We start from the raw sequence: 15,471 nt of genomic DNA, 5'->3' as shown, positions 1-15,471 counted from the left end.
GGAAGGAAAATGTTGATGGTTAGTGTTAATTCCTTCCCGTGTCAGGCACAAGATAATAGAAAAAGAAAGATTGATTTGGTTAATAGCAGCCTGTTAAGAAAGGAGAGGGATTAAATCCCCCTAGAATTATAGTATCCCTCTTCCTTTATCGGGCAAAATACAAACTTTTGAAAAGGAGAAATTCTTTTAGAAGTACTTGATTATGGGAGTGAAACCTGTTTTTTGATTGATGGATAGAGTTTAACTCTCATTTTCAAGTATTAATAGTTGGAATTTGCAGTGAGAATTAGAATTTAAAACGATGAAAGACTGTTGTAAAGACGGATGCCACCACAAAGCAGAAAAATCTGCTGTTAGAAGATGGTTTAATTACATACTGTATACAATACTGATTGTAATAATTGGTGGTGCGTTGGCACTTCAGCTATTTGATTAGAACACAATGAATATGGACGATATAACCAACATACCTAAAGACACGGGGTTTTACGAACAGCTCTTTAAAAAAGTATTGTTCACTGCTGGTGTAGTTACGCTTTTGTCCTTAAGTTATGTATTATGGGTTAATGAAAACCCCGACAGCTTGTTTCTACCAGTATTAGTAGTTGGGTTAGCCTTGGCCAAAACGATATTCATTGTTAGGCTCACTTTTATACAATTAAGTAAAATAATAGGCGAAAGCCATCAACTCACACACGTTCTTACATTGTTCGCCGTATTAATTGTCTTGATTATCGTTTCCTTTTCGGCAGATTATCTGGCGTTGTACGTATTGAATTCAGAAAATTTTAAGTCTGCAACATCACTTGAAGGTTCATTTTTTAAAGAGTTTTTTGAGTTTACATATTTCAGCCTAATCACTTTTTCATCTGTTGGTTTTGGAGATATAGTGCCATTAACAATTCCTGGTAAACTCTTGGTAATTATGGAGGTTTTCTTGAGCTTTTTGGTTTTGGTTTTTGGTATTGCCAACATTAATAGAATACACGTCAATAAATAATCACAAAAACTTTGAAAATGAAAACACTTAAACTAGCAACAACCTTAATACTACTTCTGTTTACCACTGGCCAAATCTTTAGCCAAAATGCAGGGAGTACAACAGATAAAGAAGCTGTTCTAAAAATAATGAAATCGTACAAAGATGCATTGCAAAATCTCACTACCAAAGGCACATTTGAGTTGTTTGCAAAAGATTCCGAGGTATATGAATCAGGCGGTATTGAGGGTACCTATGAGCATTACATAGAACACCATCTAGGTCAAGAACTGGGGCACTTTAAAAGTTTTACTTTTTCAGATTATAAAATCGATGTGAAAGTAGATGCACCCTACGCATTTACTACAGAAACCTATGTTTACACCATCGTATTAAATCCAGACGAAACAGGTAAGTCCCGAACTATTAAGAAAAAAGGAGTAGCAACCTCAATTCTAAAGAAAATAGATGGCCAATGGAAAATTATTAAAACACATTCTTCATCAAGAAACAAAAAGTAGTTGTTAATGGTAGGTAGAAAAACAGCACTAAAAATTAGAAAGGCACATAGATATTTAGGTCTTTTTATTGGGATTCAATTCCTAATGTGGACGATTAGTGGTCTGTATTTTAGTTGGACAGATATTGATGATATCCACGGAGACCAGTTTAAGAAAGAGAAACCTAAACAAACATCCTTCAATAACCTGTTAGGTACTGCTCAACTAAACTTAGAGAGACCAATTCAAAACTTAGAACTGTTGGAAATAGCTGGCGAACCTTATTATTGGATAAATGAAGAATACTTGTACAATGCGGTTTCAGGCATTAAAAAGAACGGGATTACTGAGCAAGAAGCAATTAAAGTGGCTGAGCGCTATATGTTGTCAGATTTAAAAATAGATAAAATACAAAGAATTGAATCAGTAAGCGACCACCACGAATACAGGGGAAGACCTCTGCCAGCTTATGAGATTTCATATAAAACTAATGAAAATCTTAAAGCTTATGTGGCCATTGAAAATGGAGCGTTTCAAACAGTTCGCCACCGAGATTGGCGTTGGTTCGATTTTTTATGGATGACACATACTATGGATTATCAAGGACGAGATAATTTTAATACCATTGTTTTAAGAGTATTCTCATTGTTGGGATTAATAACCGTATTGAGTGGTTTTTTACTTTGGTATACATCATCACCTACAATTAGAAAAATAAATAAGAGAACAAAAAAGTAATATTATGAATAAAAACATTATTTACATAAGTGTTGCGGTAATTGTTGGCCTGTTTGGTGGCTATCTAATTTTCGGTAGAGGTTCTGCTGATACAGCAACAAACACAGTTATGGATGGTCACAACCACTCAGAGGAAATCGCTACTAACCAAATGTGGACTTGTTCGATGCACCCACAGATTATGCAACCGGAACCAGGAGATTGCCCTATTTGCGGAATGGATTTAATACCAGCAGAAGCAGGCGCAGATGGTCTCAATGCTAATGAGATTAAAATGACAGAAAATGCTATGGCTTTGGCTAATATTCAAACCTCAGTTGTAGGGCAGGGACAAATGGGTGATAACTCATTAAAGCTATCGGGTAAGATTAGGCCCAATGAAGAATCTAATGCGGTACAAGTTACCTACTTTGGTGGTAGAATAGAGCAATTATACGTTAATTCTACAGGAGAACGTGTAGGTGCAGGACAACGTTTGGCTACTATCTATTCACCAGAATTAGTTGCTGCACAACAAGAACTACTAACGGCGTCCTCACTTAAAGAATCACAACCAGAACTTTATAAGGCCGTAAGAAATAAACTTAAACTATGGAAACTTTCAGAGAAACAGATTAACGCTATTGAATCTGCTGGAAAAGTGCAAGAATATTTCCCTGTATTTGCTACTGTTTCAGGTACGGTAACTCATAAAATGGTTGAAGAAGGTGACTACGTTAAGCAAGGACAACCTTTATATAAGATAGCAAATTTTAACACCGTTTGGGCGGAGTTTGATGTTTACGAAAATCAAATAGCATTATTAAAAGAAGGTCAAACCATTAAAATAACGACAAATGCCTACCGTAATGAAGTTTTTGATGCTAAAATTTCATTTATAGACCCATTGCTCAATTCTGCAACCAGAACAATAGTGGTAAGAGCAGTACTAAATAATAAGAAGGATAAGTTTAAACCTGGAATGTTTGTTGAAGGTACGATTGAAGGCATTCAATCGGGTTCTAAAAGTGCAGTAACCGTTCCTGCTACCGCTGTTTTGTGGACAGGAAAACGGTCTGTAGTTTATGTTAAAACAAAACCGAACGAACCTGTCTTTGAAATGAGAGAAGTTTTATTGGGTAATACCAATGGTGAGAGTTATACCATTCTTGAGGGACTTGCAAATGGTGATGAAGTAGTGACAAATGGAACATTCACTGTAGATGCAGCAGCACAATTGCAAGGCAAAAAATCAATGATGAATGCTGAAGGGGGAAAAACTATGACAGGACACGAAGGCCATCTAGGAATGCAAAATGACGGTTCAGGGGAAAAGATGAACAGCACCAATCATTCAGAGATGAACAGGAGAATTGAAGTTCCTAATAAATTTCAGAGCCAATTAAAAGAGGTTTTTGATGGCTATATTCTATTAAAGGATGCTCTAGTTGATGACAACTCTGAAGAAGCACAAACTGCTGCAAAGAGAATAAGTCAGAATTTAGCAAAAGTAAATATGAAATTATTGTCCGATGAAGAAGCACATAACCATTGGATGACAATCCAAAAAGAGGTAAAAAATTCTGCAAATGCTATTGAAAACAATTCAGATATAGCGGCACAAAGAGGACATTTTAAGCACCTTTCTGCACATATGATAAGTGCTGTACAACTTTTTGGGGTAAACCAAAAAGTCTATAGCGAGTATTGCCCTATGGCAGATAACAATAAAGGTGCTTATTGGTTAAGCCTTGAAGAAGAAATTCGCAATCCGTATTACGGAGAAGCAATGTTAAAATGTGGTGAAGTAAGGGAGACCATAGAATAGGTCAGCCTTAAATAAGAGTTCCATAAAGAAATATATGCAATGGTAAGAAGAGCGATGATGAGTGAAAGTAGAAGAAATAGGAGAAAAGCTGAAAGAAATAAGCGCCGAACCAAGAACAATATCACTAAAAAAGATAGAATTATTGGAATATTGGCCCTAATCATCATATTTATTATAGCCGCTATTGCAGCGTATTACTATTCACTTTCAAAAGCTGGGTTAAAGTTGTTTTAAAAAAATGAGTTATAAAGTTCACATAAAGAATATGGTATGTCCACGATGTATCTCTGCGATATCTAATATGTTACAAGAACTGAAGATACCATATAGCTCAATAAAATTGGGAGAAGTTGAATTAACAAAATCTTTAAGCGTAGAAAATAAAAACAAATTTTCCAAAGCACTACAAGATGTTGGATTCAGTCTAATCAACGACCGTAGAAGTCAGCTTATAGAACAGATGAAAACCTTAGTGGTAGACAAAATTTATTACTCATCAGAAGATTTGAACATTAAATGGGCAGACTTTATTAGTGAAAAATTGCGCCTGGACTATAAATATTTAAGCTCACTTTTTTCATCAGTAGAGAGTATCACTTTTGAACAGTTTATCATTAACCAAAAAATTGAGCGTGTTAAAGAACTCATCGTTTATGACGAGTTAACCTTAAGTGAAATAGCTTTTATGTTAAACTATAGTAGTGTTGCTTACTTAAGTAATCAGTTTAAAAAAGTTACGGGAATGACACCTACACAGTTTAAAAATAATAGAGATAAGAACAGAAAATCGCTTGATGAATTTTAGGATATTGAGAGTTCAATGCCACTTTTATGTGGTAAAATCGATTAGTGTTTTAAAAGAGTTAAAGTATTACCTAATGTAGCAAATACTTGTTTTGTATAAATCTTAATTTTAATAAATTAAACTAATTAAAATAACCAAAAATATAAACTATGGAAAACAACGAAAAAAAGCCAAATAATTATTTAAAATTTTTCGCAATGATTGGCACCTCAATGATTGCGATGTTCTTTTTGATGTACACACACTCGTATCAGATTATTGACCATTTCTGGTACAGTGAGACCCGTTTTTTTATGACCCTGATTATGGGTGGGTCGATGGTCATTATTATGCTTCTGTATATGTTAAATATGTACAAAGAGAGAAACAAGAATATTATGATTTTGAGTCTAGGGGTTTTATTGATTGCAGGGGGGATTTGGCTAGTTCGAAGTCAAATAACAGTTACTGGTGTTGACTATATGGAAGGAATGATACCCCATCACTCTATAGCTATTTTAACTAGCGAACGTTCTAAAATAAAAGATGTCAGGGTAAGGAAACTTGCCGATGAAATCATCAAGGCGCAACGTAGGGAAATAATGGAAATGCAATGGTTAATCAATGACATCAAGGAAAATGGAATAGTGGAAACAGAAGAGGAGAGAAAGAATCGCCCAATTCCCAAATTTGAAGGTTCACTTACCGAGGAAACAAAGAATCTAAACGATTAAGAACTTAAGTATACATCATCGATTAAAAAAAGAAAAAGGATTTACCTTAAATAATCTTTCCAATTAGGGAAAGGCTTTAGAGGTTGAAAATCTTTTTTCTTTTAGAGGTTGATGAATTCAAAAAAATTGATTGCTAGCCTGCAAAAGATTCTTAACGAGAATGGTAGATTGATTTTTTCCCAAAAACTACATTTACTTTTAGAATATAACATTTGAGATTTTAAGTTATAGTTAATTTGAATGATGTGTTAGCTTTTTTATTTAAGTATTTGCTTAAATAATAATATAAGTATAAATTTGCTAAAATTTTAATTATGGCTCTTGAATTAAGTTGCACCCGTGCCGAGGCAGACCAGAAGCAGTTGATGCGTTGTCGTAACATTTTGAATACAACCTCAGAATTAATCATTAGTGTTGGCAAGGTACTGGCCCTGGCAGGTAATGAGACCAGACTGAAGATACTTTTCCTGCTAAACGAGGAAGGTGAGCTTTGTCCTTGTGATTTTTCAGATATACTGCAAATGAGTGTCCCAGCAATTTCACAACACATTCGAAAGATGAAGGATGCCGGATTGATTTCTTCGAGACGAGATGGTCAAACGTTGTATTACTCTTTGGTCAAAGATTCAAGCGAGGTATTGGAAGGAATTTTCGGCAGGCTTAAAGAAAACAAAAAAGTAGCATAGAATGAATATGGAAAAATCATCAAATACAGTAGCGTACACTGGAATAATTTCAGCAATAGCGGCATCAATATGCTGCATAACCCCAGTTTTGGCATTGATTGCTGGCATAAGCGGAATTGCCTCAACTTTCTCTTGGATAGAACCTTTCAGACCTTATTTAGTAGGGCTAACGATTTTGGTGCTTGGTTTTGCTTGGTATCAAAAACTAAAACCCCAAAAAGAAATTGACTGTGAATGTGAGACAGATGACCTTCCTGCCGGTAAGGCAGGAAGGCCTAAATTTATTCAATCAAAAACCTTTTTAGGAACAGTAACTCTACTTGCTATAATAATGTTGGCTTTCCCATACTATTCAGGGATTTTTTATCCAAATACAGAAAAGCAAATAATCATAGTTGACAAATCAGACATTAAAACCACTGAATTTAAAATCAGCGGGATGACCTGCACGGGTTGTGAAGAACACGTAAACCACGAAATAAACAAACTTAATGGAATTGTACGTTCAAAAGCATCCTACGAAAACGGAAATGCAATCGTTGAGTTTGACAAAACCAAAACCAATGAAACGGAAATCGAGAAAGCAATTAACGCAACAGGTTATAAAGTAACCAACAAAAAGGAAAACTAATGGAAGTCCAGTTAAAATCAGAAATAACTTGCCCAAACTGCGGACACAAAAAAGTAGAGCAAATGCCAACAGAATCCTGTCAATTCTTTTACGAGTGTGAGAATTGTAAAAAAGTATTACGACCAAAAGAAGGTGATTGTTGTGTTTATTGTTCTTACGGTACTGTGGCCTGCCCACCAATTCAAGAAAATAAAAGATGTAATAATTCAAGTTGTTGCTAAACATTATAATGGACAAATTATGAATATGGAACAGTACAAATTACCTACTGATTTAATCTTGGATATTAAATCCAGATTAAAAACTTTGAGTGGTCAAATAAACGGCATTGTTAAAATGCTTGATGAAGGAAAGGACCCCGAACAAATAAACATACAGTTCAGATCCATTGATAAGGGGATTCAAAAAGCACATTACTTACTGCTGGATGAAGTCTATCGAAAAGCACTTGCTATTGGAATTGTAAAGGCCGTGGACTCTTGCCCAGGAAATTGTGGCAATGAAGATAAAATTGAATATTTAAAAAGTGAATTCCCCAATTTGGAATTATCCGATTTGACCAATCGCTTAAAAGAAATCCAAACTATTGAAACCAGATTAAAAGACTACAACGAAAAAAAAGGTTAAAAAAAGTTTGGTGACCCCCTACCTCACGTTCTCATCTTTGTTCCATTATTAATTTAAACTTAAATAAGATGAAACGACAAATCGAGATTTTTACAGCAGGTTGCCCGGTATGCGAGCCTGTGGTGCAATTAGTAAAAGAGACAGCAGGAAAGGACTGCGAAATCACACTTCATAATCTGTCCGAGCAATGCGAAAGTAAAATCTGTGTTTCAAAAATGAAGGAATATGGGGTTACAAGAGTTCCCGCCATTGCTGTGGACGGAAAACTACTGAATTGCTGCACCAAAATCGAAATCACAAAAGAGGATTTGGTAAACGCGGGAATAGGAAGTTGTTAGGTATGGCAATTACTAAATGGAACAAAAAAACATCTATGGGGACTGCTGTATTTTCAGCAGTTTCCCTTAAACTATGCTGCTGGGGTCCTTTGCTACTTACAAGTGTAGCTGGTATTAGTGGAAGTTCTGTCTATTTTTCTTGGCTTATTGCCTTGAAACCTTATCTGTTGGTTATAGCATTTTTGTCATTGGGACTGGCCTTTTATCAGGTTTATAAAAAAAAGAAGGTGGACGATTGTGGTAACTGTGATATGGCTAAGCCATCATTTTTTAAGTCGAAATTCTATTTGTGGTTGGTTACAGTGTTTGTTGTTGTAATGACATTGGTTTCTTATTATCCACAAATATTTCATTCAACGGAGAAAGTAGGAATTGTTGCAACAAACAATACCGATATTCAAACTGTAAAGTTGAATATTGAAGGGATGGTATGCTCGGGTTGTGAAGAAAACATCAACCATTCGGTAAACAAAATTGACGGGGTTACAAATGTATCTACGTCTTTTGAAGAAGGGACTTCAATTATAGAATTTGATACCACTAAAACGAATGTCGATGAGATAAAAAAGGTCATTCAATCAAAAGGGTATTTGATTACAAATAGTAGAGACTGATAGACACGTATCCATTGCGGTGATAAAAGATAAATTAAAAACGACTTATCCAATTGGTAGTAATAATTCGTGAAGAGTAAATTCTACAAATCATTCAGCATATAACGTAACACATTACAGTCTTTTAATCCTGAAATTTGTAACATACAAATAAGAACGGATTTATGGAGACAATCAACATATTTGAAACCAAAAAGAAGAATCATAAACAGGGTGTGAAAGAATCATTTCCAGTTACGGGAATGACCTGTGCCTCTTGTGCAGCGAGTGTTGAATCTGTATTAAAACACACAGAAGGTGTGTTTGATGCAAGTGTTAATTTTGCCAATAGTTCCGTTCTTGTGGAATATGACAAGGAGTTGAGTCCAAATCAACTTCAAAACGCGCTTCGTGAGGTCGGTTACGATATTATAATTGATGCCGAAGACCCTTCGGAAGTACAGCAAGAACTTCAGCAAAAGCATTATCAGGACATAAAAAACCGAACCATCTGGTCGGCGATACTTACGCTACCCATTTTTGTGTTGGGAATGTTCTATATGCAATGGGAACCAGGCAAATGGATTTCATTGGTATTGGCCTTTCCAATTCTTTTTTGGTTTGGGCGCAGTTTTTTCATCAATGCCTTCAAGCAGGCCAAACACGGTAAAGCAAATATGGATACCTTGGTGGCGTTGAGTACCGGAATCGCCTTCCTCTTTAGTGTATTCAATACCTTTTTTCCTGAATTTTGGTTAAGTCGTGGCATCGAGCCTCACGTATATTACGAAGCGGCTACCGTGATTATCACCTTTATTTCCTTGGGGAAACTATTGGAAGAAAAGGCAAAATCAAATACATCTTCAGCCATTAAAAAACTAATGGGGCTTCAGCCTAAAACCCTTAAAATTATTGAGAATGGGGAAGAGAGGGAAATCCCTATTTCATCCGTACAGGTTGGTCAGACCATTTTGGTGCGTCCCGGAGAAAAGATTCCCGTGGATGGCGAAGTTTCCAAGGGAAGCTCATATGTAGATGAAAGTATGATTACTGGAGAACCCGTTCCAGTTCAGAAATCCCAAGGGGAAAAGGTATTCGCTGGTACCGTTAATCAAAAAGGAAGTTTTCAATTTACCGCTGAAAAAGTAGGTGGAGAAACCCTGCTTTCCCAAATCATTAAAATGGTTCAGCAAGCGCAAGGGAGTAAGGCACCCGTTCAAAAACTGGTCGATAAGATTGCCGGTATTTTCGTTCCTGTGGTATTGGGTATTTCCATTGTAACCTTCATTGTCTGGATGTCAGTAGGAGGCGATAATGCCTTTTCACAAGCCTTATTGACCTCTGTAGCAGTATTGGTAATCGCCTGTCCTTGTGCTTTGGGATTGGCAACACCTACCGCCATTATGGTGGGAATTGGTAAAGGCGCAGAAAATAATATCCTTATAAAGGATGCCGAAAGTTTAGAACTCGGTCATAAAGTGAATGCTGTCATTCTTGATAAAACAGGTACAATTACAGAAGGAAAACCTTTAGTAACTGATATATTTTGGAAGGATAAACTCGAAGATATCAACGAATACAAAAAAGTTCTTCTAGCTATTGAAGCACAATCAGAACACCCTTTGGCGGAAGCTGTAGTCAATCACTTAAAAGATGAAAATATTGAAAAAGCTGAAATTGCTTCTTTTGAAAGTATTACAGGAAAAGGTGTGAAAGCTCAAACAGAAAATGGTTCACCATACTATGTTGGAAACCATAAACTAATGCTTGAGAAAAATATTCAAATCGATGCTTCCTTGATGCAAACAGCAGAAAGTCTCGAAGAGCAAGCGAAAACCGTCATTTTCTTTGGCAATGAAAAACAAGTGCTGGCGATACTCGCCATTGCAGACAAGATTAAGGAAACTTCAAAAATGGCCATAGCAACACTTCAAGAACGAGGCATTGAGGTCTATATTCTTACTGGAGATAACAATAAAACCGCATCTGCTGTCGCAAAACAAGTAGGAATAACAAATTACCAAGGAGAAGTGATGCCTTCGGACAAAGCGGCTTTTGTCGAAAAATTACAGGCGGACGGAAAGATAGTAGCAATGGTGGGCGATGGTATCAACGATTCGCACGCCCTGGCGCAAGCCAATGTGAGTATTGCGATGGGCAAAGGTTCGGATATCGCAATGGATGTAGCAAAAATGACCTTGATAACATCAGATTTACAATCTATCCCAAAAGCATTGGAACTATCAAAAAGAACCGTGTTGGGCATACGTCAGAACTTATTCTGGGCATTTATTTACAACATTATTGGCATTCCAATTGCAGCGGGAGTTCTTTATCCTGTAAATGGGTTTTTGTTGGATCCGATGATTGCAGGTGCAGCAATGGCATTCAGTAGTGTATCCGTAGTTGCAAATAGCTTAAGACTTAAACGAGTAAAACTTTAATAATAAATAAATTCAATACTATGAAAACTTTAAAATTTAAAACAAATATCAATTGTGGTGGGTGCGTATCAAAAGTCACCCCTTTTTTAAACAAACAAGAAGGTGTAGAAAGTTGGGAAGTAGATACCTCTAATCCTGATAAAATCCTAACCATTGAAAGCGATGGTGTAACCGAAGAAGATGTAAAGGCGACTTTGCAAAAAGTGGGATTTAAGGCCGAACCTGTAGATTAATACGTTTTTAATATGGCTTATATTTTTATTTCGGTTGTGATTGTTCTTTTTGCTGTTCATTTTTATAGAAAAGCAAAACGTCATAGTGTAAAACCATTTCCAGAACATTGGCATAAATTATTGACGGATAATGTGCTGTTTTATAGAAATCTATCAAAAGACGCACAGCTAATTTTTCAGCAAAAAATGATGCTATTTTTAAGTGAGGTCTATATCGATGCTGTGCAGTTTGAACTGGAAGAGTTGGATAAGGTTTTAATTGCAGCAAGTGCCGTCATTCCAGTTTTTGGCTTCAAGGAATGGCACTACACAAATTTAAGTGGCATCCTTTTATATCCTGATAATTTTAATGAGGATATGCAATTTAGCAGTAAGGATAACTCACGGAATATTGGTGGAATAGTTGGAAATGGAAGGTTCGAGAAACAGATGATACTTTCCAAGAAAGCATTGTACCACGGCTTTAAAAATACAACCGATAAAAGCAATACTGGCATACACGAATTTGTGCACCTTATAGATAAGTTGGACGATAGAACAGACGGTGTGCCAGAGCGGCTAATGGAACATCAATATGCCATACCTTGGTTAAACTTAATCCATAAAGAAATGGAAGAGATTAACGATAACCATTCAGATATTCGTAAATATGGTGGAACAAATCAAGCTGAATTCTTTGCGGTTGCTTCAGAGTATTTTTTTGAACGAGCGGATTTACTAAAAAGAAAACATCCAGAACTTTATGGGATGTTGGTGGAATGTTTTAGGCAAGAACCGAGCACTTGAGAAAATGAATCAGGCAAACTATAGAGAGTTCAGTTTACACTCTCGTGTAACGTGCTCAAACGTTAGTTTACTATGATTTCCGCATATCCTGCAAGTTCCTTTACGTTTCAAATTATCCTATGAATCCAGTTTTTTGATTTTATCAGTTAGTTCTTCAGGTTGTAAAATTGGTATTGCTTCACGTTCTACACGCAATCCCAATCCTTTGGTCTGATTTATATGGTTAGTAGTAAATTGATTTATGTGAACGTAAATAATTCCAATATCATCACTCATTCGGGTTTGCCAGTCAAAACCATACAATTCTTTCAACCATTTAAAAGGTGTAGTTCTGAACATAACATTGGGGTTTTTGTAATGCCGGCCATCATCCAATAGTATGATTAGCAGATAAACCCTGTTGAATCCAATTTCGGTATATCCATTTGCCTGAATAGTTCCCTTTTTTTGAACGCTTGTAATCTTGTTTATTTTTGGTGGTTGATTTTCAAGCGATTCGGTTTTTACTATTTTACATTCTATTCCAACCGCATTTTGTTCCTTTCCTTGTTCATACAGAAGAATGTCAATATCCCCTGGCATTTTGTTTGGGATTGTGATAGGTTCTTTAACGCCACATTGGTATTTCACCGAATTTGCGGATGGAAATACATTACTAAATAACATCTTTTTGAAATCTCGATTTTCCATAAGCCAATTAACAGCTTGGTCTTCACTATCAAAAGTTCTGGTAACACTTACATCTGGCTTGGGATTGTTTACGAAAAATGAAATGGTCGAAGAACCATCAAGAGGTTGTCTGTCCGAAAACACATATTCTGTTACCTCATATTCCAGTGGTGGTTCTTTTCGGAAGAATTGAACTATTCTATTTTTAATGTCTGCCCATATTCCCATACGTTAAAATGGAAATATTTGGTCAGTAAATTGTTTAAATATGTCGCTGGCCAAAGTTTTGTCAAAGGCTTTGGCTGCGACCAAATCGCCAAGTTTTGATTTTAATAACTGACCAAACGATTTTTTGCTTAGATGCGGAATGTCATTGCGCAACTCATCAAACTCATCGAAGATGATTTGTTGACCATATCCTGATTTTTTAATCTCGGATAATATCTCTTTCAAAAGTTCTTTTAATTCTTCATCAGAATCGCTAATTTTTGAGTAGTCGGGCACCTGTGCTTTTCTGGCTTGTTCAATGGCATACTTTCCCTCAAGTTTTAGTTTGGCATTTACCTCACGACCATTCATAGTCTCAATAAGGCCTCGTTCTTCAAGCATTCTACCATAGTCCCAATCTTCACTACGCCCACTCAACTTTAGGCCGTTACCTTCAAGAATCCACTTAATAGAATAGTATTTCCCATCATTATACAGTTCATATAGTTTAGAAAGTATAAGGTCAAGAATGCCTTCGGTATCAAGGTTTTTACGCTCTTCTAAATCAATGTCATCAGCTCGCACAATAGCATCTGAAATGGATAATATTTTTAAATAGTAATCAAGCCCATTAATTTCATCTTTGATGGTTTGAATAGTGTTTTTGACTCTTTGGTCGACACCTAATTTCATTCCGAAATTATACCCTTGTTGAGCCTTAAACTCGTATGCAAAATTGGTGTGTTCAGGGTCAAAAGAAGCCTTTACATAACTGATTACATCGCTTTCCCACGATTGTTTTTCCTCTTTCAATTCATTTAATAAATCTTCAGTTCTTGCTGCTTTATATTTCTCAATAAGCGCATTTCCTTCGGACTGAAAACTTTCAAGACTACTTTTAAATTCAGTCCATTTAACCTTTAACACCATAAACATAAAATTATGCTGGCAAAGGTAAGGGAATGGCAATTGAATATGTTGAAATATGACTTTAAAATATTTTCAGATGGCTGCTAATAATAGTTCAAAAATTTAGCACACTATCCAAAGCATCATCTGCTTCTTTGTGAATAAAATTAGCTTGATAGTTCAATGTGGTTTTTAAATCGCTATGACGATACAATTTTTGCAGCATTAAGGGATGGATGGTATCACCAGCAATATTGCCAAAGGTATGCCTCGCAATATGCATTGTGATTTTCTTATCAATTTTCGCCTTTTTAGCTATAGATTTTAAGTTGTCATTAAATTTCTTGGTGGCTGTCTTTCTCTTGTTATAGACATCTTTGGCATCATCGAGATTCGCTTTTTTCAATTCAGGAAAAACAAAATCGGTTGCATATCTTTTGTCTTCTTTGTAATAATCTAAAATTTTGAAAACCTTATCTGGAATTTTTAATGATAGTAATTTTGAGTTTTTGTTCATTCTATAATGCAACCTTTTGTCGTATATGTCAGACCACTTTGTCCACAATACATCGGTAACTCGCATTCCGGCAAAATTAAAACTAAAGAGCCAGACATTTCGAGTGTGTATTTCACTCAAAGTTAAATTCTCAAGAGCTTCTATGGCTCTTACTTCAATAATATTCAACCCGACTTTGCTTGTTTCTGGAAACTTAATTTTAATCTTGTCACCACCAAAAGGATATAATTCCCTACTAACTATTTTGAGCTTAATAGCTCTGTTGAACAACAACCTAATGAGGACTAAGATGTTCATTACTGATGTTTCTGAAAGTTCGTGTTTGGCTTTCAAATATATCATCAGCTTTTTTAGGAAGCGTTCGTTAATTTCCTGAAAAGCCAACTGTTTTGATTTATTAAACTTTATGATATAGCTAACCAAAGCACTATCCGTAGATAAGCGGTTTAATTTTTCGGAGATTTTCAGTTCGTCCAGATGCTCTTGTGCTAGTTCAAAAAAGGTAGCAGAGTTTCCCGAGGCATATATCTCTTTTTTGATTTGGTTGGCAGATGCATCTTTATGCTCGGATTGTAAGTCAATAAGTGCTTTATTGGCGTTCGAGAGTTCCTGTGATAGCAACTTGTTTAAACTATCAGCATTTGAATTAGACTTTCTTACTCGAATATTTTTTTCGTCCCAATCCTCTATGTCAATATAATGACCTATATATTGATATGTTGAACGACGATTTTTTGTAATTCGAACAGCTAATGGGTAAAGCCCTTTACTGTTTGGTTTTTTACGTAGAACTATCTTTGCGTTTGATGACATAATTGACCTGTTTTGAGTACGAAAGTCAAATCAGGTACAACATAGGTACAACATTCCATTTTGAATGTATTCCTTTACCTAAGTACACCATAAAGATACGAAATTATTGTTCTTTTCAGGTACAACATAGGTACAACAAATGTTGAAATCAATTGATATTAGATGATATTAAAGAAAATGTAGAATCGTATAATCAATTGAAAATGAATGACTTTGTTTCAATTTGGTGCAATATACGCTAGACTTGCGCATATGGGTATGACATGAATTTTCATCAGGGAATTCTTCTTAAAATTTTAATATCGTCATAATTTGGAATTTACTGGTATAATAACGTAGTATCCATTTCCTCTTTATTACTGATGGAAAGCAACTTTTATTTATTCAAGTCTGGCTTTCTAAAATATTGAGTGACTGCTATTTCAGCCATAAGGAAGGTACATAAATTAAAATCGGATCTGCCTGTTCTTCAACAA

The 15,471-nt window shown here is 35.6% G+C and carries 18 protein-coding genes; 15 read left to right on the top strand and 3 right to left on the bottom strand.

Annotated elements, in window-relative coordinates; all coding sequences use genetic code 11:
* Window positions 1-448: 448 nt before the first annotated feature.
* The 15 genes from AC13DP_RS01935 (at window position 449) to AC13DP_RS01865 (ending at window position 11,880) form a co-directional block, all read left to right on the top strand.
* Window positions 449-1,000: a potassium channel family protein gene (locus AC13DP_RS01935; protein WP_286949760.1), complete on the top strand. Its 552-nt coding sequence runs from the start codon at window positions 449-451 to the stop codon at window positions 998-1,000.
* Between the two features lie 17 nt (window positions 1,001-1,017).
* Window positions 1,018-1,500 (top strand): YybH family protein, encoded by a 483-nt coding sequence (locus AC13DP_RS01930; RefSeq protein ID WP_286949758.1) that lies wholly within the window; start codon window positions 1,018-1,020, stop codon window positions 1,498-1,500.
* Window positions 1,501-1,506: 6 nt separating this feature from the next.
* Window positions 1,507-2,217 carry a PepSY domain-containing protein gene (locus tag AC13DP_RS01925; RefSeq protein ID WP_286949756.1) on the top strand — a complete coding sequence of 237 codons (711 nt, stop codon included), beginning with the start codon at window positions 1,507-1,509 and terminating at the stop codon, window positions 2,215-2,217.
* Window positions 2,218-2,221: 4 nt separating this feature from the next.
* Window positions 2,222-4,024 carry an efflux RND transporter periplasmic adaptor subunit gene (locus tag AC13DP_RS01920; RefSeq protein WP_286949753.1) on the top strand — a complete coding sequence of 601 codons (1,803 nt, stop codon included), beginning with the start codon at window positions 2,222-2,224 and terminating at the stop codon, window positions 4,022-4,024.
* A gap of 238 nt (window positions 4,025-4,262) precedes the next feature.
* The gene (locus AC13DP_RS01915; protein ID WP_347407126.1) at window positions 4,263-4,829 is read left to right on the top strand and encodes a helix-turn-helix domain-containing protein; all 567 of its coding nucleotides are present in this window, start codon (window positions 4,263-4,265) and stop codon (window positions 4,827-4,829) included.
* A 149-nt stretch (window positions 4,830-4,978) separates the two neighbouring features.
* On the top strand, window positions 4,979-5,542 hold the full coding sequence (locus AC13DP_RS01910) for a DUF305 domain-containing protein (RefSeq protein ID WP_331810552.1): 564 nt from the start codon (window positions 4,979-4,981) through the stop codon (window positions 5,540-5,542).
* A gap of 314 nt (window positions 5,543-5,856) precedes the next feature.
* On the top strand, window positions 5,857-6,228 hold the full coding sequence (locus AC13DP_RS01905; protein ID WP_273420625.1) for an ArsR/SmtB family transcription factor: 372 nt from the start codon (window positions 5,857-5,859) through the stop codon (window positions 6,226-6,228).
* Window position 6,229: 1 nt separating this feature from the next.
* Entirely contained in the window at window positions 6,230-6,859 is a 630-nt protein-coding gene (merTP, locus tag AC13DP_RS01900; RefSeq protein WP_331810553.1) for a mercuric transport protein MerTP, read from the top strand.
* Window positions 6,859-7,080, top strand: coding sequence for a GDCCVxC domain-containing (seleno)protein (locus AC13DP_RS01895; protein WP_347407125.1), 222 nt, complete (start codon window positions 6,859-6,861; stop codon window positions 7,078-7,080). The genes merTP (AC13DP_RS01900) and AC13DP_RS01895 overlap by 1 nt, the downstream gene beginning before the upstream one ends.
* Before the next feature lie 19 nt (window positions 7,081-7,099).
* On the top strand, window positions 7,100-7,486 hold the full coding sequence (locus AC13DP_RS01890; protein WP_483067216.1) for a metal-sensing transcriptional repressor: 387 nt from the start codon (window positions 7,100-7,102) through the stop codon (window positions 7,484-7,486).
* A gap of 68 nt (window positions 7,487-7,554) precedes the next feature.
* On the top strand, window positions 7,555-7,824 hold the full coding sequence (locus AC13DP_RS01885) for a thioredoxin family protein (protein WP_072316380.1): 270 nt from the start codon (window positions 7,555-7,557) through the stop codon (window positions 7,822-7,824).
* A gap of 35 nt (window positions 7,825-7,859) precedes the next feature.
* A complete protein-coding gene (gene merTP, locus AC13DP_RS01880; RefSeq protein ID WP_240462945.1) occupies window positions 7,860-8,438 on the top strand; it encodes a mercuric transport protein MerTP in 579 nt (192 codons plus the stop codon).
* Window positions 8,439-8,602: 164 nt separating this feature from the next.
* On the top strand, window positions 8,603-10,861 hold the full coding sequence (locus AC13DP_RS01875) for a heavy metal translocating P-type ATPase (RefSeq protein ID WP_483067215.1): 2,259 nt from the start codon (window positions 8,603-8,605) through the stop codon (window positions 10,859-10,861).
* A gap of 20 nt (window positions 10,862-10,881) precedes the next feature.
* Window positions 10,882-11,094, top strand: a complete 213-nt coding sequence (locus AC13DP_RS01870; RefSeq protein WP_008616468.1) for a heavy-metal-associated domain-containing protein — start codon at window positions 10,882-10,884, stop codon at window positions 11,092-11,094.
* 12 nt (window positions 11,095-11,106) lie between these two features.
* Complete coding sequence (locus AC13DP_RS01865; protein WP_274971744.1) at window positions 11,107-11,880, top strand: M90 family metallopeptidase; 774 nt, start codon at window positions 11,107-11,109, stop codon at window positions 11,878-11,880.
* A gap of 117 nt (window positions 11,881-11,997) precedes the next feature.
* Here AC13DP_RS01865 and AC13DP_RS01860 read toward each other — a convergent pair whose 3' ends face one another.
* From AC13DP_RS01860 to AC13DP_RS01850, 3 genes are all read right to left on the bottom strand, one after another.
* Entirely contained in the window at window positions 11,998-12,777 is a 780-nt protein-coding gene (locus tag AC13DP_RS01860; RefSeq protein WP_274971743.1) for a hypothetical protein, read from the bottom strand.
* 3 nt (window positions 12,778-12,780) lie between these two features.
* Entirely contained in the window at window positions 12,781-13,686 is a 906-nt protein-coding gene (locus tag AC13DP_RS01855) for a hypothetical protein (protein WP_483067214.1), read from the bottom strand.
* Between the two features lie 94 nt (window positions 13,687-13,780).
* Window positions 13,781-14,995 carry a phage integrase SAM-like domain-containing protein gene (locus AC13DP_RS01850; protein WP_483067213.1) on the bottom strand — a complete coding sequence of 405 codons (1,215 nt, stop codon included), beginning with the start codon at window positions 14,993-14,995 and terminating at the stop codon, window positions 13,781-13,783.
* Window positions 14,996-15,471: the final 476 nt, after the last annotated feature.

Source organism: Zunongwangia sp. L-65 (genome assembly GCF_056859415.1).
Note: the sequence above shows the minus strand (reverse complement) of the source record. Positions and strands in the feature narration are given on the sequence as shown.

Bases quoted from the DNA above. Each gene is read 5' to 3' on its own strand.
- AC13DP_RS01930 (WP_286949758.1), top strand. From the start codon at position 1,018: ATGAAAACACTTAAACTAGCAACAACCTTAATACTACTTCTGTTTACC.
- AC13DP_RS01910 (WP_331810552.1), top strand. From the start codon at position 4,979: ATGGAAAACAACGAAAAAAAGCCAAATAATTATTTAAAATTTTTCGCA.
- AC13DP_RS01865 (WP_274971744.1), top strand. From the start codon at position 11,107: ATGGCTTATATTTTTATTTCGGTTGTGATTGTTCTTTTTGCTGTTCAT.
- AC13DP_RS01905 (WP_273420625.1), top strand. From the start codon at position 5,857: ATGGCTCTTGAATTAAGTTGCACCCGTGCCGAGGCAGACCAGAAGCAG.
- merTP (WP_331810553.1), top strand. From the start codon at position 6,230: ATGAATATGGAAAAATCATCAAATACAGTAGCGTACACTGGAATAATT.
- AC13DP_RS01935 (WP_286949760.1), top strand. From the start codon at position 449: ATGGACGATATAACCAACATACCTAAAGACACGGGGTTTTACGAACAG.
- AC13DP_RS01850 (WP_483067213.1), bottom strand. From the start codon at position 14,995: ATGTCATCAAACGCAAAGATAGTTCTACGTAAAAAACCAAACAGTAAA.
- AC13DP_RS01885 (WP_072316380.1), top strand. From the start codon at position 7,555: ATGAAACGACAAATCGAGATTTTTACAGCAGGTTGCCCGGTATGCGAG.
- AC13DP_RS01920 (WP_286949753.1), top strand. From the start codon at position 2,222: ATGAATAAAAACATTATTTACATAAGTGTTGCGGTAATTGTTGGCCTG.
- AC13DP_RS01915 (WP_347407126.1), top strand. From the start codon at position 4,263: ATGAGTTATAAAGTTCACATAAAGAATATGGTATGTCCACGATGTATC.
- AC13DP_RS01895 (WP_347407125.1), top strand. From the start codon at position 6,859: ATGGAAGTCCAGTTAAAATCAGAAATAACTTGCCCAAACTGCGGACAC.
- AC13DP_RS01870 (WP_008616468.1), top strand. From the start codon at position 10,882: ATGAAAACTTTAAAATTTAAAACAAATATCAATTGTGGTGGGTGCGTA.
- AC13DP_RS01855 (WP_483067214.1), bottom strand. From the start codon at position 13,686: ATGGTGTTAAAGGTTAAATGGACTGAATTTAAAAGTAGTCTTGAAAGT.
- AC13DP_RS01890 (WP_483067216.1), top strand. From the start codon at position 7,100: ATGAATATGGAACAGTACAAATTACCTACTGATTTAATCTTGGATATT.
- AC13DP_RS01875 (WP_483067215.1), top strand. From the start codon at position 8,603: ATGGAGACAATCAACATATTTGAAACCAAAAAGAAGAATCATAAACAG.
- AC13DP_RS01925 (WP_286949756.1), top strand. From the start codon at position 1,507: ATGGTAGGTAGAAAAACAGCACTAAAAATTAGAAAGGCACATAGATAT.
- merTP (WP_240462945.1), top strand. From the start codon at position 7,860: ATGGGGACTGCTGTATTTTCAGCAGTTTCCCTTAAACTATGCTGCTGG.
- AC13DP_RS01860 (WP_274971743.1), bottom strand. From the start codon at position 12,777: ATGGGAATATGGGCAGACATTAAAAATAGAATAGTTCAATTCTTCCGA.